Annotated in this window: 25 protein-coding genes and 2 pseudogenes; 13 read left to right on the plus strand and 14 right to left on the minus strand. The window is 44.2% G+C overall.

The genetic code is table 11. The features are described from left to right. The first annotated feature begins 8 nt into the window (after positions 1-8). The gene (lplA, locus tag BN1234_RS06585) at positions 9-1,019 is read left to right on the plus strand and encodes a lipoate--protein ligase (protein ID WP_054955871.1); all 1,011 of its coding nucleotides are present in this window, start codon (positions 9-11) and stop codon (positions 1,017-1,019) included. A 103-nt stretch (positions 1,020-1,122) separates the two neighbouring features. Here lplA and BN1234_RS06590 read toward each other — a convergent pair whose 3' ends face one another. Beyond that, on the minus strand, positions 1,123-1,833 hold the full coding sequence (locus tag BN1234_RS06590; protein WP_054955872.1) for a metal-dependent hydrolase: 711 nt from the start codon (positions 1,831-1,833) through the stop codon (positions 1,123-1,125). Between the two features lie 238 nt (positions 1,834-2,071). Between BN1234_RS06590 and BN1234_RS06600 the strand changes: the two genes are divergently transcribed. From BN1234_RS06600 to BN1234_RS06630, 6 genes are all read left to right on the plus strand, one after another. Beyond that, positions 2,072-2,974 carry a DMT family transporter gene (locus tag BN1234_RS06600; RefSeq protein ID WP_054955874.1) on the plus strand — a complete coding sequence of 301 codons (903 nt, stop codon included), beginning with the start codon at positions 2,072-2,074 and terminating at the stop codon, positions 2,972-2,974. Positions 2,975-3,005: 31 nt separating this feature from the next. After that, entirely contained in the window at positions 3,006-3,812 is an 807-nt protein-coding gene (locus BN1234_RS06605; RefSeq protein WP_054955875.1) for a Cof-type HAD-IIB family hydrolase, read from the plus strand. A 710-nt stretch (positions 3,813-4,522) separates the two neighbouring features. Beyond that, a complete protein-coding gene (locus BN1234_RS06615; protein WP_054955877.1) occupies positions 4,523-5,824 on the plus strand; it encodes an ABC transporter substrate-binding protein in 1,302 nt (433 codons plus the stop codon). Positions 5,825-5,851: 27 nt separating this feature from the next. Next, complete coding sequence (locus BN1234_RS06620; RefSeq protein ID WP_054955878.1) at positions 5,852-6,652, plus strand: sugar phosphate isomerase/epimerase family protein; 801 nt, start codon at positions 5,852-5,854, stop codon at positions 6,650-6,652. Then, a complete protein-coding gene (locus BN1234_RS06625; protein WP_054955879.1) occupies positions 6,649-7,533 on the plus strand; it encodes a carbohydrate ABC transporter permease in 885 nt (294 codons plus the stop codon). The genes BN1234_RS06620 and BN1234_RS06625 overlap by 4 nt, the downstream gene beginning before the upstream one ends. Then, the gene (locus tag BN1234_RS06630) at positions 7,523-8,338 is read left to right on the plus strand and encodes a carbohydrate ABC transporter permease (RefSeq protein ID WP_054955880.1); all 816 of its coding nucleotides are present in this window, start codon (positions 7,523-7,525) and stop codon (positions 8,336-8,338) included. The genes BN1234_RS06625 and BN1234_RS06630 overlap by 11 nt, the downstream gene beginning before the upstream one ends. A gap of 137 nt (positions 8,339-8,475) precedes the next feature. Here the strand turns inward: BN1234_RS06630 and BN1234_RS06635 are convergent, their stop codons facing one another. From BN1234_RS06635 to BN1234_RS06660, 7 genes and pseudogenes are all read right to left on the minus strand, one after another. After that, positions 8,476-9,249, minus strand: coding sequence for an MBL fold metallo-hydrolase (locus BN1234_RS06635; protein WP_054955881.1), 774 nt, complete (start codon positions 9,247-9,249; stop codon positions 8,476-8,478). A 151-nt stretch (positions 9,250-9,400) separates the two neighbouring features. After that, a complete protein-coding gene (locus BN1234_RS06640; protein WP_054955882.1) occupies positions 9,401-9,631 on the minus strand; it encodes a hypothetical protein in 231 nt (76 codons plus the stop codon). Further along, the gene (locus BN1234_RS06645) at positions 9,628-10,659 is read right to left on the minus strand and encodes a TIR domain-containing protein (protein ID WP_054955900.1); all 1,032 of its coding nucleotides are present in this window, start codon (positions 10,657-10,659) and stop codon (positions 9,628-9,630) included. The genes BN1234_RS06640 and BN1234_RS06645 overlap by 4 nt, the downstream gene beginning before the upstream one ends. 129 nt (positions 10,660-10,788) lie before the next feature. Continuing rightward, positions 10,789-12,057 (minus strand): serpin family protein, encoded by a 1,269-nt coding sequence (locus tag BN1234_RS06650; RefSeq protein WP_054955883.1) that lies wholly within the window; start codon positions 12,055-12,057, stop codon positions 10,789-10,791. Between the two features lie 230 nt (positions 12,058-12,287). Next, positions 12,288-12,750, minus strand: a pseudogene (locus BN1234_RS06655) (IS256 family transposase); the annotation flags it as partial. 314 nt (positions 12,751-13,064) lie between these two features. Next, positions 13,065-13,232: a helix-turn-helix domain-containing protein gene (locus BN1234_RS21805; RefSeq protein WP_082423124.1), complete on the minus strand. Its 168-nt coding sequence runs from the start codon at positions 13,230-13,232 to the stop codon at positions 13,065-13,067. Then, the gene (locus tag BN1234_RS06660; RefSeq protein ID WP_054955884.1) at positions 13,223-13,573 is read right to left on the minus strand and encodes an ECF-type sigma factor; all 351 of its coding nucleotides are present in this window, start codon (positions 13,571-13,573) and stop codon (positions 13,223-13,225) included. The genes BN1234_RS21805 and BN1234_RS06660 overlap by 10 nt, the downstream gene beginning before the upstream one ends. Positions 13,574-13,844: 271 nt before the next feature. Between BN1234_RS06660 and BN1234_RS06665 the strand changes: the two genes are divergently transcribed. Next, positions 13,845-14,354: a hypothetical protein gene (locus tag BN1234_RS06665; RefSeq protein WP_054955885.1), complete on the plus strand. Its 510-nt coding sequence runs from the start codon at positions 13,845-13,847 to the stop codon at positions 14,352-14,354. Positions 14,355-14,397: 43 nt separating this feature from the next. Here the strand turns inward: BN1234_RS06665 and BN1234_RS06670 are convergent, their stop codons facing one another. Beyond that, positions 14,398-14,952, minus strand: a complete 555-nt coding sequence (locus BN1234_RS06670) for an N-acetylmuramoyl-L-alanine amidase family protein (protein WP_054955886.1) — start codon at positions 14,950-14,952, stop codon at positions 14,398-14,400. Between the two features lie 191 nt (positions 14,953-15,143). On the opposite strand from BN1234_RS06670, the gene BN1234_RS06675 reads away from it, so the two are divergent. The 4 genes from BN1234_RS06675 (at position 15,144) to BN1234_RS06690 (ending at position 17,675) form a co-directional block, all read left to right on the plus strand. Next, positions 15,144-15,563: a hypothetical protein gene (locus BN1234_RS06675; protein WP_054955887.1), complete on the plus strand. Its 420-nt coding sequence runs from the start codon at positions 15,144-15,146 to the stop codon at positions 15,561-15,563. A gap of 171 nt (positions 15,564-15,734) precedes the next feature. Further along, complete coding sequence (locus BN1234_RS06680) at positions 15,735-16,109, plus strand: GntR family transcriptional regulator (RefSeq protein WP_054955901.1); 375 nt, start codon at positions 15,735-15,737, stop codon at positions 16,107-16,109. Further along, a complete protein-coding gene (locus BN1234_RS06685; protein ID WP_054955888.1) occupies positions 16,102-16,995 on the plus strand; it encodes an ABC transporter ATP-binding protein in 894 nt (297 codons plus the stop codon). The genes BN1234_RS06680 and BN1234_RS06685 overlap by 8 nt, the downstream gene beginning before the upstream one ends. Continuing rightward, positions 16,995-17,675: a hypothetical protein gene (locus tag BN1234_RS06690; RefSeq protein WP_054955889.1), complete on the plus strand. Its 681-nt coding sequence runs from the start codon at positions 16,995-16,997 to the stop codon at positions 17,673-17,675. Before BN1234_RS06685 ends, BN1234_RS06690 begins: the two co-directional genes overlap by 1 nt. A 33-nt stretch (positions 17,676-17,708) precedes the next feature. Here BN1234_RS06690 and BN1234_RS23050 read toward each other — a convergent pair. The 3 genes and pseudogenes from BN1234_RS23050 to BN1234_RS06705 form a co-directional block, all read right to left on the minus strand. Continuing rightward, a pseudogene (locus tag BN1234_RS23050) lies at positions 17,709-18,278 on the minus strand (substrate-binding domain-containing protein); the annotation flags it as partial. Between the two features lie 98 nt (positions 18,279-18,376). Further along, entirely contained in the window at positions 18,377-19,441 is a 1,065-nt protein-coding gene (locus BN1234_RS06700; protein ID WP_054955891.1) for a sulfate/molybdate ABC transporter ATP-binding protein, read from the minus strand. Between the two features lies 1 nt (position 19,442). Then, positions 19,443-19,685 carry a hypothetical protein gene (locus BN1234_RS06705; protein ID WP_054955892.1) on the minus strand — a complete coding sequence of 81 codons (243 nt, stop codon included), beginning with the start codon at positions 19,683-19,685 and terminating at the stop codon, positions 19,443-19,445. A 188-nt stretch (positions 19,686-19,873) separates the two neighbouring features. On the opposite strand from BN1234_RS06705, the gene BN1234_RS06710 reads away from it, so the two are divergent. Further along, entirely contained in the window at positions 19,874-20,275 is a 402-nt protein-coding gene (locus tag BN1234_RS06710) for a secondary thiamine-phosphate synthase enzyme YjbQ (RefSeq protein ID WP_054955893.1), read from the plus strand. Between the two features lie 164 nt (positions 20,276-20,439). Here BN1234_RS06710 and BN1234_RS06715 read toward each other — a convergent pair whose 3' ends face one another. Beyond that, entirely contained in the window at positions 20,440-21,033 is a 594-nt protein-coding gene (locus tag BN1234_RS06715) for a TetR/AcrR family transcriptional regulator (RefSeq protein WP_054955894.1), read from the minus strand. 5 nt (positions 21,034-21,038) lie between these two features. Further along, positions 21,039-21,671: a YigZ family protein gene (locus BN1234_RS06720; protein WP_054955895.1), complete on the minus strand. Its 633-nt coding sequence runs from the start codon at positions 21,669-21,671 to the stop codon at positions 21,039-21,041. Between the last annotated feature and the right edge of the window lie 4 nt (positions 21,672-21,675).

The following is a 21,675-nucleotide window of genomic DNA, read 5'->3' on the forward strand; positions in this document are numbered from 1 at the left end:
GCGTACATATGCTGTTTATCGATAATCAAGGAATTCATGATCCATCCATTAACCTGGCCATTGAAGAATATGCTCTAAAGCATCTGCCGATGGATGAAAGCTACCTGCTGTTTTACATTAACCAGCCATCGATCATTATAGGCAAGCATCAAAACACCATCGAAGAGATCAATCAGGAGTATGTCCGTGATAACAACATTAAGGTTGTGCGGCGCTTGTCCGGAGGCGGTGCGGTCTATCATGATCTTGGTAACTTGAATTTCAGCTTTATTACCAAAGATGATGGCCAATCCTTTCACAATTTCCTGAAATTCACGCAGCCTGTCATTGATTTTCTGCAAAAGATGGGTGTTCCCGCTGAGCTCAGCGGCAGAAACGACATTCAAGTTGGAGAGAAGAAAATTTCCGGCAATGCTCAATTCTCTACCCGCGGGCGTATGTTCAGTCATGGAACACTGATGTTTGATCTCAACCTGGAAGATGTACAATCTTCACTGAATGTAAATCCGGAGAAGTTTAAATCGAAAAGCACCAAATCCGTCCGCAGCCGTGTAGCCAACATCAAGGAACTGCTTGGAGCAGACGGAACCGATATGACGATTGAACAGTTCCGTGCGGAATTGCTCCGCTCGATCTTCGGTATGGAACCGGACGAAGTTCCTCAGTATGTCCTGAAGGAGAAGGATTGGGAAATCATTAACCAAATCTCTAAGGAACGTTACCAGAACTGGGACTGGAACTATGGCTTATCACCGGAAAGCAATGTGAAGCACGCGAAGAAATTTCCGGTCGGCATCATTGATATCCGGATGAACATCAAAGATGGCCATATTGGCGAGATCAAAATTTACGGCGACTTCTTCGGTGTAGGCGATGTAGCAGATATTGAAAATGCACTTCGAGGCAAACGCTATGAGGAAAACGTAGTCAGAGAAGCCCTTGCTTCCATCGATGTAAAGCATTACTTCGGTAATTTGGAGCTTGATGACCTGATCAGCCTGATTTTCCTTGAAGAGTAACCGAGCCTGATCCATATTAAAAAAAGCCTCGATACAGAGACCGTTTGTTCTCCGTATTGAGGCTTTTCGTATAAATGAGCTTGAACAATACCGGTAAATTCATTTATGAAGCTAGAAACACATACCACACCAGGACAAGTGTAAGCACGATACAAATATTCTCTACGATATTTCCCCATTTGCTTCCCGTACTCATCAATTTGAACTTGATTCTGAACTTTAGCGGAGGCAATGGCCGAATTCCACGGTTCGTAAGCATATCTGCAGCCAAGTGTAGACCATAAGACAAGCCCCCTGCAACCCATAGGCTCTGCCCTGCGGCGCTTCCACCGGTTCCGAAATATAACAGCAGCGTCCAGCCCAAGACGGCGTATAAGGAGTGCGTCAGTCCCCGGTGGGATACGAGCGAAGATATCATCAGTACACAACCGGCAATCGTATTCCAGGGACTGAATGATTGGCCGAATTGAACAAGTCCCAGACCAATCATGAACATCACAATATGACGAAGCGTTCTTCCCGGCAGAAAGGATACGACGGCTATTAGTCCCGCCAATGCCAGATTCCATGGAGCATAATCCTGCCCAAAATAGTAAATAAATATCGCTCCCGCAACGAGAGCCAGTTGAAGCACGCGCAGCAAACCGGTCGGGATCGCTGTTCTTACCAATATGGAATTCGGCTCATCGATATCAGGCAGCAGCGAACTGATCACCGCAACTGCCGCTGCCGGTAATGTGACAGGAATTCCGGTCAGCCCCATAACCGACAAGGTGACGCCGGTACTAATAATCAAATGGGCTCTTCCCATCATAATACATAACTTCCTTTCAGTCTCTTGATGTAATTAACGGGAATATACGTTCGGCGTTTTAGTATAACAAAAATAACCTCTTTTTGTCTACCCTTTCCATTCTCTATATTAATGATTTGGAAACCACTTACTATAAAGGACTCTATTAGTATTGCCGCCTTCAAAATAATGGGATACAATTTGTTCACTTGTGTATTTAATCAACGTTTTATATACCTTCCTGAAAGGATGACCAACCTTGAACCGCTCTCGCCTCGCAGACCTCAGCCTGCTTCTTATCGCCATGATGTGGGGCTGTACCTTCTTAATTGTGCAGCACACCGTTCGGGTGCTTCCGCCGATGGCCTTTAACAGCGTTCGCTTTATTGGTGCCGGACTCTTGTTAGCGATCATTACAACCTTTTTCTATCGTGACCAGTGGCGTTTATTGTCTCGAAAAATGTTACTTCACAGCTGCCTGCTCGGCCTTTTTTTATTTATAGGCTACGCTTTCCAGACCGTAGGGCTGCTGTATACGACCACTTCGAACGCCGGGTTTATTACCGGTCTTTCCGTTGTCATCGTACCGTTCCTGTCTTATTTCCTGCTGCGGCATTCCATCTCCCGCTTTACTTGGTTTAGTGCCCTGCTGGCAGCGGTAGGGTTGTACTTGCTTGCATTCGCCGGTTCCGAGATGAAATGGAATACAGGCGACATTCTGGTCTTAATCTGTGCCATAGGATTTGCTCTGCATATTGGTTACACAGGGCTGTATTCATCTCGGTACCCTTCGCTTCCCCTGGCTGCACTTCAGATGACTTTTGTCGGGCTCCTCAGCTTGATCGCTTCACTTCTCACAGAAGATACAGGGAGCCTGCCTGTCCTCATGGACAAGCTGCTTCAGCCTGAGGTAGCCATTGCGTTACTCGTATCCATCGGCCCAACGAGCGCTTTTGCCTTTTGGATTCAGACGGTCTGCCAAAAATTCACGACACCTTCACGGGTCGCGATTATCTTTGCAACAGAGCCGGTATTCGCTGCCTTGACCGGGATATTGTTCGCAGGGGAAGTTCTGGGCTGGATTGGCGGTATTGGCTGCCTTCTCATACTGGCAGGGATGATTATTGCCGAATTGAAATCCGCACCGCATCCGGTACAATAGGAGATACAGACAGAAAAAAGGAGAGGAATCCATGACTACCTATAAACTGATAGCCATTGACATCGATGACACACTGATTAATGACGATAAAGAAGTAACACCCGGTGTCCAGCATGCGCTTGAGCAGGCTGTCGCCAAAGATGTTGTTGTTACCCTCGCAACTGGGCGAGCCTATACCTCTGCACAGGCAATTGCACGTCAGACCGGACTAAATGTTCCTATTATTACTTATCAAGGGGCACTCATTAAGAACTTGCTTGATGAAGAGGTTCTGTATGAGCGTTATGTTCCTCTCGATGGTGCGAAGAAGCTGTACAAGTTCTGCATGGAGCATAATCTGCACCTGCAAACTTATGTCGATGATAAGATTTACTCCCGGGAAGAGAATCAAAAGCTAATTGATTATTGTGAACTTAACCGTGCTCCATACTACATCGAGCCTGATTTCATGAAGCTGATTGAGCAGCCTACACCTAAACTGCTTATTATCGATGATCCCGCATATCTCGATGAACTGATCCCTTTGTTCCAGGAGATGCTTGGCGATCAGATGCATATTACCAAATCCAAACCGCATTTCCTGGAGTTTATGCATAAAGAGGGAACCAAGGGCCACGCCTTGACCTTTCTGGCAAATCATTTCGGATGCCTGCTAGATGAGACTATTGCCATCGGAGACTCCTGGAATGACCATGAAATGCTGGAATGTGCAGGCCTTGGTGTTGCCATGGGCAATGCTATAGAACCGCTTAAGAAGATCGCGGATTATGTAACGCTTAGCAATAATGAAGATGGCGTTAAGCATGTCATCGAGAAATTTGTACTAAATGCATCATAATGAATGGCATGTTAAAAACCCGTTTCCAGGACTTTATAGGTCCGGAAACGGGTTTCTTTGTGTTGATATCATAAGGATAAGCGGTGACTAATGCAGGCGATGATTACTCATAATTGTTCATTTTCAAACATAAAAACGTATATTATATAATTTGAAATAAGGCGTTCTATAAGTAAATAGCATGCTTTTTTGATGTTTCACAAAAAATTCAAATTATAACTTGACAGCATTTACCTGCGCAAGTATTATCTTACATAAACAATTATTATACATAAATGAACAAATGTGAGCAGAGACTCGGTTCATCGATCCAACGGTATAAGCGCATCGATAGGTGGTTCTTCCCGTATTTCTCCTGATGTGCTTCAGACGAACGGCACAGGGATGATCTATTCGGGAATTCATACAATTTTCTCATCATAAATTGGAGGTGCATGAATGAAGTAGTGCATCATCAGGAGCAACTGCAGCATCATGAACGTTGCGCCTCAATCTGCCAGAAGAGCTTGAAGAAGCTTGGCGGGCAGGGAAATCAAAGAAAGGCAGGTGGTAGTTGAGCTAATGAAATTTCAAGGCTTCATCAAGGAGCGTTGCTCGGAAACATTGAAGCCTGTAGTATTGGTATACAATTCGAATGGGTTATTTTGTAAAATACAAAAAATGAAAGCGCTTCATATTTGTGTAACGATCAATAGAGAGGACGAAACAAAATGAAGAGAAAATTAGGGATAGTTGCATTAAGCTTGCTGCTCTTAGCCGTAACCGTTACTGCTGGCTGTTCTTCTTCAAGTAACGGCAATTCCGGCAAGAAAGTGACGATTGAATACTGGCATGTCAATTCCAATGAATGGGGTGGAAACCAGGTCAAGAGCATTATCGAAAGCTTTAACGCTTCTCAAGACAAGGTGGAGGTCGTGGGCAAATATATCCCTAATCAATATCAAGGAGTAATTCAACAAGCGCAAGCTGCAATTGCTGGTGGAACACCTCCTGATGTTGCGATGATGGGATATAACTACTTGTCCTACATTAATGGCAATCTGCCTTATACACCTATTGAAGAAGTTGCTGCGCTTGATGAAGAAGAGCCGAATTTCATTAAAGACAACTTTCTTCCCAATATAGTAGACCTGAGCCGTGCTGAAGATGGAAGACTGGTCGGTTTGTCATATGGATTAAGTAATCCGGTGCTCTATTATAATGCGGATATCCTGAAGCAAGTGGGCTGGGATCCTAACAGTCCGCCGGCTACCTGGGAAGAGGTTATGAAGCTTAGCGAGCAGGTGCGTGACCAGACCGGCAATTATGGTCTTTATATTCAAGAGCCGCCGGATAACTGGGCACAGTACGCGCTTGTGAAATCTAACGGCGGAAGCTGGCTGGAGAAAGATGGAGATGGGTGGAAAGTAGTCGTCAATTCCACTGAGAATATTGAAGCGTATCAGATGGTCGGCGATATGGTGAAAAACAAACTGGCCTTCCACGGAAAGCATGAAGAAGGTCAGCAGGCGTTCGGCAATGGAAAGATTGCGATGTACTACACCACGATTGGACGCATGGTGGGGATTCAGGAGCAAAGCAAATTTGATTTGCGTACCACAAAGTCTCCTACTTTCGGCGACAAGCCTCGTTCTATTCCAGCGGGCGGAAACTCCCTAGTTGTATTCGCAACTGATAAAGAAAAACAAAAAGCAGCATGGACGTTCATCAAATTTTTGCATTCCCCTGAGTCATTAAAGACATGGGTGGAAGGCACAGGATATTTGCCGCCTCGCGAAGGCGTTGCAGAAGATCCAAACGGCTTGAAGCCATTTCTTGAGACTAACCCGCTTATGAAGGCGGCTATTGAACAAAAAGGCTCGAGCGTACAATGGGCAAGCTTCCCGGGAGAAAACGGATTGCAGGCTGAGCAAGCACTGATCGATGCCAGGGATCAGGTTTTGAATGGAACGAACACGGCTGAGGAAGCACTGAATGCTGCAGCGGAGAAAATTAGTAAACTGCTGAAATAACAATAAAAATGTAGGAGGAGATTAAAAATGACGATTTTCATAAATTTGCTGCCTTATATGAGAGATGAGGAACAATTGGATCAATTTTTGAAGCGCTGGAAAGGCGGTATTGAGGTTGTAACCGAAGGTTATGATTGGTCAAATAATGCAACGGACTGGAACAAACAAAATCCTAAATTCCAAGCGTTCTCAGGTCCAATCAGTGTGCATACTCCTATCTTCGATCTCAATTTGGCCGCACCGCGTTACAGCGTTCTGACCGAATATTCCTATGAGATTTATGAGCAGGCGCTTCAGTGGTCCGCACGTTTGGGAGCCAAGCATGCAGTCATTCATCCGAATCTGCAATCCACTCCTATTTACCATCGGGAAGAAACACAGCAATGCTCCAAGAACTATCTGAGAAAGTTAGGAGAAATGGGTGAAGCGCTCGGTGTGAAAGTTGTAGTCGAGAATGTCGGATTCCATGAATGCGCTTTGTACGATGAGGATGAATTTGTAGAATTGTTCAACGAAATCCCTTCTATAGATGCGCTGCTTGATGTTGGGCATGCCCATATCAATGGATGGGACATTCCGCGTATGATCGAGCGACTGGGAGAACGCCTGACCGTAGTCCATCTGCATGATAATAATGGACTCTATGATGAGCATGTGCCTATTGGCGAAGGAACGATAGAATGGGACGGAATCTGGAGAGCGCTGGAACGTGCTCAGCATAAGATTGACTTGATTTTGGAGTACAACATCGGAACCTCCACGGAGTTGCTGCTGGAGCATGCTGAAGCATTGGAACACAATATGGGGAAACTCGGATCGCCTGTATGAAGTTTTTTAATCAACTAAAACCATATTTATACTTGGCTCCCGTTCTTATTCCAATCGCGGTGTTCGTCTTTTATCCGCTTGCTAAGTCGTTGGAAATTAGTTTCTACAGCTGGAATATGGTTAGTGTTAACCGGCAGTATGTCGGGCTGGATAACTATGCGCACCTGTTGAACAGCGATGAGTTCTGGAAATCGGTACAGAATACAATTGTTTATACGCTGCTTCTATTATTATTCTTGCTCGTGTTTCCGTTTCTCGTCGCTTATGGGATTACACAAGTTCGCAACAGGCTGCAGTCCTTTTACAAAAGCGCTATTTTTTTACCAACTGTGTTATCCCTTGCTGTATCTTCCATCGTTTTTTTATGGCTGCTTAATCCGATCAGCGGGTCGGTCAACCATTTTCTGGGCTTGTTCGGTATTCCCAGCATCAATTGGTTGTCCGCACCCGGATGGTCGCTCCTGTCGGTCGTTATCATTACATCATGGAAAACATTCGGCTATCACTTTATTTTACTTTTGTCCGGCATCTTATCCGTTCCGCAGGATCTGGTCGAGGCGGCACGGATTGACGGAGTGAACAGCAGTTTAGGGCTTTTACGGAAAATATACATTCCGCTTTCGAGCGGCACCATTATGTTTGTGTTCGTCGTAACGGTCGTTTTCGGCATCCAATGGTCTTTCGTTCCTATTCAGATGCTGACGAACGGCGGACCTAATCAAATGACGACGCATCTAGTGTTTAATGTTTACCAGTATGCGTTCCAATTTTTCCAAAGCGGTCTAGCGTCTGCTGTAGCCGTACTGACATTTATCGCGTTTATCGGGCTTATTATATTCCAGGCCTTTGTGATGGAACGGAGAGTACACTATGAAAATTAAACTTAATCTATGGCACTTGCCGCTTCTTGTCACTCTGGTAATCAGTTTTTTTCCGCTAGTGTGGATGGTGAGCACAGCACTGAAGGAAACGGATCAAATCTTTACTGACTTTCTTAATCCGATCCCGCTGCCGCTTACGTTTGAGCATTTCCATCACGCTATCTCAACCACGCCTATGTTCGGATTTATTACGAATTCATTTATTGTTGCTCTGACAGCGACAATATTTCAGTTGCTAACCAGCATTGTGGCCGCTTATGCGTTAACTCAGTTCAGATTTTGGGGGCGGGAAATTGCCTTTTACCTGATCATTGCCAGTATGTTTATTCCCGTTCTAGTTACGATGCTGCCCAATTATTTGTTATTGAGTGATTGGGGATTATTGAACACTTACGCCGCCATTATTTTACCGCAGCTTGCAAACGGCATGGGCGTGTTTTTCTTAAGACAAGCGTTTCGGACAATCCCCAAAGCGCTGCTCGAGTCAGCACAGGTGGAAGGTGCGAATGAATGGCAGCGTATGTGGCTGATCGTTGTGCCTGCGGTCCGGCCGATGATTGTAGCGATTGGCATCATTTTCTTTATTAATGTGTGGAATGAGTATTTCTGGCCGCTGATGGTGATTAACGATGAGAAAATGTTCACGATTCCTTTGGCTTTGCAGCTATTCATCAATTCTGAAGGCGGCACAGCCTGGGGGCCTATGATGGCGGTTGCAACCGTAGCATCTATTCCGCCAATACTGGCGTTCCTTACGGTTCAGAAGCATATTATAAGCAGCTTTCTAAGCTCAGGCGTGAAGTGAATAATCTCCTGTGTTGAGTCAATTTCATAAGTCCAAACAGCCAAATCAGTGGATATTCTAAAAGAATGATTTATCCACTGATTTGCGTTCGTCACGGGAAACCAATTTCGTTTGTGAGTATGCCTTATGCAGCCATCTTACCGTTTAATTTTCACAACCATACCGAAAGCAGCCAGCTCGGTTCCAACAGGCAGATCCAGCTTCTTTCTGGTGTCCACATCATGCGACATATGCGTGTAAATCGCCCGCTTCGGCTTCACCTCAGCCAGCAGCTCAGCCGCTTCTTTCATATCGTATACGGAACGGGTTGAGAATTCCGCTGTCTCATGAACAAAGCTCGTACCTAATACGAGAAGGTCAAGCCCGTGAAGAGGCTTCTTCTCTTCTTCACTCAGATGAATGGAATCAGAATTATACACCCACGCATAACCATTCTTCTCAAAGCGATAAGCATATGAATAACCATTCTTGCCATGGTTAACTTTCCAGCAGGTAATATCCCAACCGCACAGCGTAATACCGGTATCAGCTTCCATCATATTTATATGACCGGATAACCAGGGATACTGACGCCCAATCTGTTCCAGAACTTCGCGAGGTGCATACAGATTACCTTTTCTGCCAAGCCACCGGCAAGCATCAGCCCATTCGGGCAGACCGGCAATATGATCGAAATGAGCATGCGTGATCAGCATACTCTGAACTTCCCGCATTTCGATCAGCTCCATCATTTTACGCCAATCCGGACCACAGTCGATGACGAACATATCCTGTCCATCGCATACTAGTGCCGATGAGCGCAATCGGCGATTCATCCCGCTCATACGGGCCTCGGAACAGATCTCACAATCACAATACACTCGCGGAACACCCATGGCATCTCCTGTGCCCAAAAAAGTTAAAGTATCCATGTCGTTCACATACTCCTTATCCCCAAGTTGACGATCTCATGCTGCTTATTTACAAGTATGTGTGCTTTCAACAAAAGACCCCCGGCAAACTGCCGAACGGCCTTTATTTATCATACATAAATATCATGAGTACACTCAACTTCATCATAGATTAAGCAAATGACGGCTTATTGTCATCAACTGAACCGCTAATGACCTTCACATACTTCTTGTCGGCACCCTCTACGGAAGGCCCCATAAAGATACTTGATTTGAGCTGACGCTTTACAGACCGCTGACGCGGTTTCAAGGCCTCTTCCACCGGAATGCTGCCGCGAACTACCCAGTGACCATGCTGGGACCCGATATTTCCGGCGATCTTCCTCTTCTCGTTCCTGTTCATATGGAATCCCCTCCCACTAAATGTCTGATGGTACGAAGCAGTTCCCGATTATGCTCTACAACTTCTCCAAGCTCTTCATCTAACAGCATCTCATGACCTGTAAAATGTACGGATAATACATGGTTTTCACCTAAAGGATAGCAGAACACATACACCTGTGCAACTTCCTCTTCATGATAAAATGCCCATTTCCCGCTGTTATAGACATCTATCACATATATAGACTGCTGGGTACCTCCGCTGCTTTCATTTCCATGAAACGAAAAAAATCGCCCTCTTCCTACATTACCCCCTATATGAGCCATTCCATCATTTCCGGATTTAGCCCAAAACGCAGCCCCAGTCACCCGGAAGTCTCCCCGTGCCGGCGGAAGCAGAGAATTGCGGACCGCTTCGCTCAGCGCATGATATTTCTCTGCCTGATCCGTGACGTTCACATTACGATTATATTCCCAAAAGAAATGAAGAACACTCTGCTTGCGCCTTAACTCCACTTCTTTCTGCTCGATGACCGCGGCAGGAGGATGAAAAAACGACTCAGCTTCCACTGCATTAATGATATGACCGCAGGCAACGTCTACCGCCGATTTATAATCCTGATCGGTGCGAAGCTCGTATTCCAGCAGTGTCAGCCCCTGCAGATCAGACAGCAGATGATAATCCTTGATCGTCACGTCCTGAATCAGTTGATCATTTGGCTCCACTTGGTCCGGCACTATGCAGAAGACACGCCTCCTTCCAAGACTTCCCCAGAACAAGCCCATTTCGAACAAAGTATTATCTCTCGTTATAAATACATGCTTGCCCCGGATAAGTGCAACATCATCGGGAGCGAATACGAACACGCCAAAGTCACTATGTTCGAGCTGCTTCTCCAGCGACTCCATCGTATACTGATTTGCTCCAAACGTTCCACCATACCACGGTGTTACCTGAGCTGTTCTCTTCATTTGTTCATGAATGGCCCGGGCATACTTGATGGCTTCTCTGGATGATCCAATAAATAAATTCGGCTTCGGATTAGGCATAGGCACATCAAATACTCCCCTTGTTGTTCAATTTACTGGAGATTAGTCAAATTAGTGAATCCATCTATTATTCGACCATTACAACAAAGCTACCTTTTTTATGGGAAATATTTGATTATTTATTATATGTTAAGGGTTTGTGATGGACCCCATGAACAGCCAAGCACCCGTATCCCCGTCCTCAATCGCGAAGAAAAATGGACGATCGACCTTCATCTCCACAGGCTCTCTAGGCTCTGAAGCACTAGACACCATCCCAATGGATGTGAAAGCAGCCGCCTCCGTTCCCTTCTCGTTCACATCCACTACCACTTTATGCCTGATATCACCAATATATAATGGAGTTTCAGCCATGGCGCTGAAATCAGCTGTCCCGCTATCAAAGGCATCTGTCATTCCTGCACCCTTAAGCACATCCATCAGCTTTGCCGACAATTCATTTGACAGCTCTGCTTTAAATTTAGGCAGCTCCAGCTTGACCGTCCGAGACTCAAAATTCTTCTGCCAATCGGAAGGATCCTTCCACAGCTCCTTATGCAGCTCTTCAAGCGAGGAATCCTTGCTCGGAACAACAACAACCATATGCATTCGTCCATCACTATACGGAAGGCGCACCGCCTGCCATGAATCGGTTTCCTTGTAGCCAAATTCCTGTTCCTGCTTCATCATCGGTATTTTCTTTACCGTGCCGTCTGCTAACGAAAAGTCCTTATCCTTCGTGTCCTCCGGATTAAATTCATCCGTCCAGCCCCCGTTAAAGTAAACGGCGTTAATGAGAACCGCTTTTGCGTCTGGCGGTTTACTAAATATTTCTGGAATCATCCCGCTCGTCTTCTCATTCACCCATTTATTCATAGAATCCACGGAACTTTGATGACTTAGATCCGCTGCTTGAATTTCCGCTTCATAAGCATCTTTGACCATTTTCAGATAGGTTTCCTTCATCACAAAATCATTCTGCACCCATACCGAATTCGCTATGTTCAGTTCCACGCCACCGCCCAGCTCCAGAATAGACCGAAGCAAGCGGTTCGCTCTATTCATCTCATTCAGCCCCAAATCACTCCATCCCAGCACATCTTCCATCTGCTCTGCAGTTTTACCTACACTACCGTTATACGCCAGAGCCAGACCCGTAGATAAGCTGTAGGGAGATATAAGAACATTTTCACCGTTCCCAAACTTGGTTAACTCCTTATGGATGAGTAAGCCGAATGTATTTTCTGACTCTACAATCCTACGGTCTAACTGATTAAGAAGAGCTGATCTCTCCTTCGCTTCCTGCTCTTGTCTTTGTGTTTCTTGAAGCATCCTCTTTTCATCGGATAATTCCTTCGCTCCACAAGCTGTTGTCACAAGCACAAGACATAAACAAGCTGCAATCCACTTTTTATTCATATATAATCTCCCCTATATTAAACCTGGCTGCTTCATTTATTTTCCATATATTTATAAACGCTGAATTTTTTGCAAAGGTTGCTTCCAGGTCAGAAAAATAAAGGAGGTTCCTCCCCTGCCGGAGAAATGGTTATCTGATCATGTTTCTAATACCTACAGCATGTGATTCGGAGGAAAAGTTCATATGAAAAAAGTTACCTCAGCACGATCAGTTACGCGAACTTTATGTTCAGTCCATCTGAGATAAAGAGAAGCACTTCTTCTGTACCACGTTCCTGCACGTCTTGCAGTAGTTCATTCCACACATAGGCCGATTCAGTTGGAGCAATGGCATAGGTTAAGACTTACTTTGAGCCATCTTCACAAATTCCAACCGCCAGATATACGGCCTCCTTTGACACGGTTTCACGCTTAATTGGGATGTACGTCGCATCTAAATAGACGCAAACATAACGTTTATTTAGCGCACGCTTCATGAAGGCATCTACGTGTTCAACCATAACTTGAGTCATGTTAGATACGGTTTGAGGTGTGTAATGATGACCGTACATTTTCTCGATAAGGTCAGCAATCTCTGTCATGGTCACACCCTTCCATGTGGATGACGAAGGATTCAAGAGTATCATTGGAACGCATGTACGAAGACACAGTCTGCTGTTTAAACTCTCCGTTGCGATCCCGTGGAATGTTGAGCTATTTTAAGTTCTCTACGGTACAGATAATAATAAAATTCATTTTGATTAATAATCCTATAATCAGATTAATATCTAGCCTACTTTCCTTTTATGTTGACTCTAAACGGTTTAAAGTTACAATCTTTAACATTTTATCCACATTAACCTTTATATATATAGTAGCTGTTTTAGGATATCTGCGTGACCCTATAAATCAGCTTCGTTCATCTGAACTAATATTTTTTCTATTCTGAAAGCCAGTAACAATAAAAAAAGCCGCTTCTTCTTAATCTTCGCGCGACTTTTTGTACATTCCACCAATTGTTGTGGGAATTATTCTTTGTTGAGAAACTCAAGAAATTCAACGATTATTTCTGAGAAAACATCCTCTTCAGATAAGTAAGTATATCTACTTATTTTTTTTATATCGGGTTTGAAAATCTCTATTAATTTCACGATTGCTTCATGATCATTATCTTTTGCTGCACTGATTAGTTCCATAAACTCGCTTTCTGTGATATAAGTTTCAACATTTTCCTTTTGCATTTATTCACCGCCTGTTGACTTATATTTAATTCCTGTGCAACCTCAGCCTCAGAAAATCCATATAAATACATCTTTTCCAAGACTACTCTTCCATTTTTAGGGATGTTCTTGAATAACTGTTTTACGACAATCATATCTTCAGCAGGGACAGTGAAATCTTCTTTTGTGGAGTCACTTTCAAAAATAGGTAATTCAGACGTCTTGATCTTTTTTGCCCTATATTGCACTCTCCAACCAATTCTATAAATCTCTCTCTTGTATCTATCGTACATAGTTTGCTGCTGATTTCCTATCATATATCCATCTCCTTTCAGCTCTTCTGATCTTCATTATGTAGGGAAATGAAAAAGGTTTTTTCACAACTATTTCGCGAACTTATGTTCTTATTACATCCCAAAATCAGGGAATATTCCTGACATTAAATTACATAAACTAAACTTTTTAGTTCTTGCTCTGTCTGATCTAAGCTTAGTCCACTAGCCTAACGCAATGCATATGTATTATTTCAGCAATGCTATGTTACAATTGAATTGGTAATAATTATAACTTATAGGAGTGAAATTTATTGTGTATCTTAAAAAGAAGCCATTAATAATATCACTAATTGTCTTAGTTGCTATTGTCTCTGTCTCTTGGTCTTTTCATAAAAAATCGGATGGCGATATAAAATCTAAACTAGGAAACGTACTGGGTTACTCCTTGGATAAAATATACGAACAATATAACTCTATGAAAGGTTATGGTGACAATTTAGATGATATTAAAATTCAAGAAATATATAACAAACTATATAGTATTCAAAGCTATTCAACTGCTGTAGACAAAGGTGTCGGAGTGGGACTACTTACTCCTATTGCTAATCTTATGTTTGATGATTTTCAAACCATAGCTTCAAGTTACAAGAAGACTGGTGCTTTGACAGATTCCGATAGGGAGAAATTCAAAAAATTTGTTAATGAATCTGTTGAAATTTCGTTATTAGTAACCGATGTTTATTTCATTAAAGGTAGTGAAGGAAAGCCAAAACTTAAAATTTCTAGATATGATAGTTTAGTAAAATTCAGGCAAAGTCATTAGTTAATAAAAAGCATGGTGGACAATGTGTCCACCATGCTTTTTATTATTTCAACTGATTTTGAATGCCTGTTACAATTGCCGAAGCAATAGTACTTTGTCTTGAAGATAATGCTATTTCAGGATCATCAATTTGTGCGATTTCAATAAGTGATTTCTGATCTGCTACCTTTACTTCTCGAAGAATGGCAAAGTTAGCTGCGTAACAGCCGAAAGCATCATAGTATCGCGTGCACGCTTTTTGGATTGATTCTGCAAAACTTTTAGAAGCATACGTCCCTTCTTGATAGAACGATCCAACTCTTCCGCCAACTGCATTAAGATGGATGCTTACGAGAGCATGAGACGAAGGGATGTTGGCGTTAATATAGGCCCAACGTTTATTAACATCATCGTCGGCATTTACCCCCCCGAAATCTTTGTCAGTGGTTCGTGTCATATACACAGTCGCACCTAGTGCTACTAATTTACTCTGCACAAGTTTTGCGACTTTTAGAGCAATTTCTTTCTCAACGTTTTTATGAACAGCATTATCAATAGTTCCTGGATATTTACCACCATGACCAGCGTCCACAATAATTCTTTTTCCAGCTAAACTCATATTATCAGTCCTCTTTTCTTTAAGATAAAGTATCCTGGCCAGAAGTACTCTTCATATAGTAGGGAAAATAGTAATAAATTTTACAACATTGAAATTAAGTCTTCTTTATAAGTAACGATTCACAAATGAAACATTTCTCGAATTAGAGGCGTCATTATGTTAATTCGCATGATGAGGAGGCATGAAATTCCATGCGCCTGGTTTCAGTTATTTTATTGCTTTTGTATTTTCAGGTCAGTACTCTACCGGCTGATTTGACATCGGTAAACACCACGGACACTTCAGATATGATATTGTTCGTTCAGAAACAGAAAGGTTCAGAAAATAAATATGACAAGCCCCTGAGAATCTCCACGCCACAAGCTGTGAACCGAGCACAGCAGCTATTGGAGGAAGGAAAATGGAGCAAAGTTAAATTCGAACGGCAAACACCTCCAACGTACAAACTGTACTTTCAACCGACGGATGGTCGTGAAATCAAAGCTGTGATCTATGATGTATGGTTTACTAACGGTTACGCTGAAATCTATATCACTGAACTTCATTCATACAAAAGATTAAACAAAACAAATTCCGGAGTTTTAAAAGAAATTATCACTTCTTCGAAGTAGTTCTGACTGTCATGCCTCATTTCGGTATTCAACCGAGGTGAGGCTTTTTCATATTTGCGTTGAGTTTGTATTGATTAATACCTATTTTCCAACAATTATATTGACAATATATCCCTCACGTTATATGGTTACTTACATGAGTAGTTAACCAATTTGGTGGTGAGGATGAAAATGGCATTTTTAATGGACGACAGCCGGCCCATATTTATTCAAATTGCAGAACGGATCGAAGATGACATCATTGAGGGCGCACTTCCTGAGGAATCTCAAGTTCTTTCCACGAACCAGTTTGCTGCCTTCTACAAGATCAACCCGGCAACCGCAGCAAAAGGCGTCAATATGCTTGTTGATGAAGGAATACTGTACAAGAAGCGGGGGATTGGAATGTTTGTGGCTGAAGGCGCACGTGCGAAGGTTATGGAGAAGCGAAAGGAACAGTTTTTTGAGGATTATGTAGTGACGATGATTCGGGAAGCGAAGAAACTCGGCATTTCGGCGGAACAGTTAACGGATATGATCCGGAAAGGGGATAAAGCCAATGGGTAAAGTCGTAGAGCTGAAGAATCTGACGAAATCTTACGGTGAGGTCAAGGCGGTGAATCAAGTCAGCTTTTCCATGGAAGAAGGAAAGATTTATGGATTACTGGGGCGAAATGGCGCCGGGAAGACCACGATCATGCATATGATCACTGCCCAGTTGTTTCCCACAAGCGGGGAGCTCAGCGTATTCGGAGAGACACCATACGAGAATAACCGGGTGCTAAGCCAGCTTTGCTTTATCAAGGAGAGCCAGAAATACCCTGATATTTACCGCATTATCGATGTATTGGAGATATCCGCTTCCTTCTTTCCTAACTGGGATCATGCTTTTGCCCTTTCACTCGCTGAACAATTCCGGCTTCCACTGAAGCGGAGAATGAAAAAGCTGTCCAGAGGGATGCTCTCCTCTGTCGGCATTATTGTAGGTCTTGCAAGCCGTGCACCGCTGACGATCTTCGACGAGCCATATCTTGGACTCGATGCGGTCGCCCGCAATCTGTTTTATGATCAGCTGATGGAGGATTACGCTAATCATCCGCGTACCATTGTTCTCTCTACCCATCTGATTGATGAGGTGAGCAGTTTCCTTGAACATGTCCTTGTCATCGACAATGGAGCGTTGATTCTCAATGAGGATGCAGAGTCACTGCGCGGCAGAGCTTTCACCCTGACGGGTCTTAAAACAACCGTAGAGCCCTTCATTACAGGCAAAAAGGTCATTCATCAGGAGCCTTTTGGCAATCTGATCTCTGCAACCGTTATGGGCAGCTGGACAACCGCTGAAAGGCGAGAAGCAGTAGAATTGGGACTGGAGCTTACCCCTGTATCCCTTCAGCAGTTAATCATTCATCTGACGAACGGTAAACCCCCGAGAAAGGCGGTCGAGGTCTAATGAACCGAATCTCAAGTGTTATCAAAATGCACAGCAAGGATAAGTGGTCATGGTTTATCATCCCGTGGCTGGTCATGCTTTCAAGCTTTTTCATCAATTTTGCAATCAGCGCTTTTGTAGATACGCCTATCTATACTGGCGGTGTTTCTTCCATCTACATTTATATGTTCGTTGCTGGAATCATCACGCTGGCACAGACGTTTCCGTTTGCACTTGGCATAGGGGTAAGCCGAACGGATTATTATATTGGCACATCTACAATGGTCCTACTGACGAGCATCGGTTCTGCCCTCGTGCTGTTTCTTCTCAGTCTCACGGAAGTGTGGACGGGTTCATGGGGCACTGGCCTCCACTTCTTCCACCTGCCTTATTACAGCGACGGTCCCTTGATCAATCAGTTTCTCGTGCCGCTGGTTATATTACTCCTTATGCATTTTACTGGTGTTTTAATCTCCGCCCTTTATAGACGCACAGGCAAAAACGGCTTATTCTTGATATCCGGCATACTACTTATCGCTTTCACTGTTCTTGGATTTCTCATTACCTATCTGAATTGGTTTGACCCCATATATAAATGGATAGTTCGTCAAACGGCTGTTGATTACACCCTATGGATGCTTCCTTTCATTGTTGTGTTTGCAAGTGCGTCATATCTTTTGCTGCGTAAGGCTACAGTCTGATTTAAACGGTTAGCGCTTGTAATTCCATCCCCTTCACAAACCAGTCAGCACCTGATACCATATTCCGCGCTTCGAATACAAGGTTTCCCTGACATAGTCCCAGCCGCCGAGATACTCCATATCAAACAGCCCCGGCGGCTGTGGAAATTGCTGCTCACTTTCCATAAATACGGACTTATCCACCGTGCGGAAGCCGTGCTTCATAAATACACGCTGTGCTTGCGCGAGAAAGGCTTTTGCTGCAGCAGGTCCTTGCCTCCTTGCTCCTCAGACCGTTTCAAGCCTGCACCGTAAATAAATGGCGTTGATATCCCACTGCGCGCCGCCTGAGGTCTTTGGATTCGGATACAGCACCTTCACATGCGGTCTTGTCAGATCTTCAAAATCCTGAATCTCTTTCGGGTTTCCTTCCCTTGTCCCGAGTACTACAATCGAACGGGTAACCATTCCGTCATACGGCTGCCGACTCCATTCCTCCTTCACCAGGCCTGCCTTCACCAGCTTTTTCACATCCCCCTCTAATGCCAGCAGAGTGACGTCTGCTTCAAAGCCGCCCGCTATGGAACGGGCCTGTGTGCCCGAAGCTTTGTATGATTCCTGAAAGGAGGGAGAAGCATAAGCAACCAGCATAACCTAATATGATGTGCACTCTTGCTCTTTCTCATAATCCGACTCCCCACCCTCTCCCTTTCCATGGTTGATTAAATTATAATCGGCATCGGATCGACCTTAAGCCGATTCTCCTCGATCCAATTGTCCGTATCATTAAATAAATATGCCCGGTGGACAAGCACTCGTACTTCCTGTCCGACCTGTAATGTTTCTTTCTCTAAGGACCGGTAAGTGACTAGCTTGTGACCACCAACTTCTATTTCAATAAGCCACTCACTGCCGCGAAAATGCATATGTCTCACAATCCCTTTCTCCGTTGCCGACAAGATTGGAAAGTCCCCATCTCTACCAATTTCAATATATTCCGGACGAATTAAAGCACGCGTCTGAGTTCCGCTGCCAACCGCATCAAACCCTTTCAAAGCCGATGCATCCTCCACCATCGTAGATTCACCGATAAAAGTCGCGACAAACGGTGTAGACGGCTCTTTGTAAATATCCCAAGGCGTACCTTTCTGCTCCACTCGCCCCTCATTAATGATCATAATCTCATCAGCTACTTCAATCGCCTCATCCTGATCATGTGTGACGAAAATCGAGGTGATACCGACCCGTTCAATCAGATCACGCAGCCATGAGCGAAGCTCCTGCCTGATCTTGGCATCAATTGCTGCGAACGGCTCATCAAGCAGCAGCAGCTGCGGTTCCGGTGCTAGTGCACGGGCAAAAGCCACCCGCTGGCGCTGCCCCCCTGATAACTGATGCGGATATCGCCGCTCGAAGCCGCTGAGCCCGGTCAGCTCCACCAGCTCCATGACCTTATCCTTGATCTTGGATTTGGGAACCTTCTTAACCTTCAAGCCGAACGCGATATTATCGTACACCGTCATATGCTTGAACAACGCATAATTCTGGAATACAAACCCGATGCCTCGTTCCTGAGGCGGGATATCATTTACAACCCGGCCATGGAAGGAAATTTGTCCGGAGTCCGGGCTTTCCAGTCCTGCAAGCATTCGCAGAATCGATGTTTTACCGCCCCCGCTTGGCCCCAGCAGCCCGATTAAATGCCCTTTTTCGATATCGAAGCTAACATTCTTTACAGCATGAAAAGAACCGAAATGTTTACTCAGATCACGGACTTGCACATGCATATCAATGCACTTCCTTTCTCTTTTTGACCCATTCCATCAAAAGCAGGAGTCCTGCTGAAAAGGCGAGCACCGCATTCCATGTAATCGGATCCAGAAGACTGACGGCGAAATGCTCCCATCCCGCAGAAAACGAATGCACATATACACCTATTACCGGAAGAACAATGAGTACGGCAAAGTAAAGCAGTATAACGCTTCTAAATCCCCACATCCAGCCTTTATGGCGCGTAAGTGCAGTAAGCATTTCTCCCTCCCTTCCGGTGTTCCCGTTAACCAAATTATTAAAAACAATATTTCCTATTAGTATACTTGGTTTTATGTTATACACACTTTACCAAAAGTTGAATATGATCGTCAATCCAACTTTGGGACCTAACGGGTTAATATATTGGTATCAGTAAAAAAAATAATTACATAAGGAGTGAAGAGCAAATGCTGTATCATCTGCATCTGTCAACCGTTAAACGTGATGAAATGAGAGATATTACACGAGATATCACTCAAATCGTTCGGGAAAGCGGCGTTCATAACGGAACGGTCCTTGTCTACTGTCCTCATACAACAGCCGGAATTGCTATTAATGAAAATGCCGATCCTGACGTAAAACGTGACGTGCTTATGCGTCTGGATGAGGTTTATCCATGGAAACACCCGAAATACCGGCATGTAGAAGGCAACACAGCCTCCCATCTCAAATCCATCACATGCGGCCCGTCTCAGCAGATCATCATCTCGGAAGGAAAGCCACTGTTAGGCCGCTGGCAAGGCATTTATTTCTGTGAATTTGATGGACCTCGAAACCGCGAATACTACGTAAAAATTATGGAGGGTTAAACACCACCACTCAACAAAAGGGCCATCCCAGGAGTAGATTCTTTCTACTAAGTGGGATGGCCCTTTGATATACATCAAGAAATTGACGTATCAACGCTACAACGAAGCAATTGATTGAAGTAAAAACCTGCAATAAAACCACCTTCACAAATTTATGCAGGGGGTTACACCTTACTATAGAAACTTCGGCATAATACCTTTACGTGAGCTATTGCGGCGGGCTTAATCTCTTCAAAGCTGATTTTGTCCTGAATATAATAGGAAATAAAACCATGTGTGGACAAAAACAAGGTCAGCGGCAAGTTCCGCCTCTCCTCATCACAATAAGTGTCTTCCAGCAAATGCTGTCGAACCAGCGTCGCGAATATATCAAAGCAGCGGCTTTGCTCGGATCGACAGTATGCCAAAAGTTCTTCATCCCTGATCATAAACATAATTTCATATTGATAGGGGTTATTCATACCGAAACGGATAAACTCCAGCAGGATCTGTTCCAGCTTAGATGTCCCGTCACTGGGTGCTTTTCCAGCTGTCTGTTTCAGAAGAATAGTAAGATCGTTGAAGTCTTTCATGACAATGGCGTAGAAAAGCTCCGCCTTTTCCTTAAAATGATAATATAAGGACCCGTGGCTGTAACCCAGGTGCTGCCCGATGCTTCGCATCGAGATGGCCCGGTATCCTTTGGTTATAAACAAATGCCTGGCCGCTTCCAAAATACGCTCCCTAGATAACTCCCGTTCTACCGCTCTTCTTGCCATATCTTTTATTTCCCTTCAATAAAATAGAGCCGCTCTCCCTCCGTAATCACCGATTGCCCCTGAGTTAAATCGACCATCCATGCAATAAAGGCATCCTTCTCCTGATCTTCAGGAAGACAAGTGAGTGTTACTTTATCTGCGAATAACGTTTCACCCATTCGGGTATGTCGACTCCGAAGCTCATTCTCAACCTTACCCAGCCATGTGTAATCCAGCTCAACATATACTTCCCGATGAAGTACGCGTGTGATAACTTCCCCAGCCTCAATAGCTGCTACTGCACCATCTGTGTAAGCTCTGATCAATCCTCCGGCACCCAGCATAATCCCGCCAAAATAACGCGTCACAACAATGGCTACATTTTTAAGCCCCTGGTTACGAATAACCTCAAGTATAGGCTTGCCTGCCGTTCCGCTTGGCTCTCCATCATCTGATTGCTTCTGAATCTCATCCCGTTCCCCGATCATATAAGCGGAACAGTTATGTGTTGCGTTCCAATGCTTCTTCTTGATTTCATCAATAAATGCGATTGCGGCTTCCTCGGTTTCCACCGGCATAACATGACCAATAAACCGAGATTTCTTAATAACAATTTCCTGCAAACCCGCTGACCGCACCGTCTTGTAACGTTCCAGCATTTGC

This window comes from Paenibacillus dakarensis (assembly GCF_001373415.1).
In the GTDB taxonomy this organism is placed as follows: Bacteria; Bacillota; Bacilli; order Paenibacillales; family Paenibacillaceae; genus Paenibacillus_AQ; species Paenibacillus_AQ dakarensis.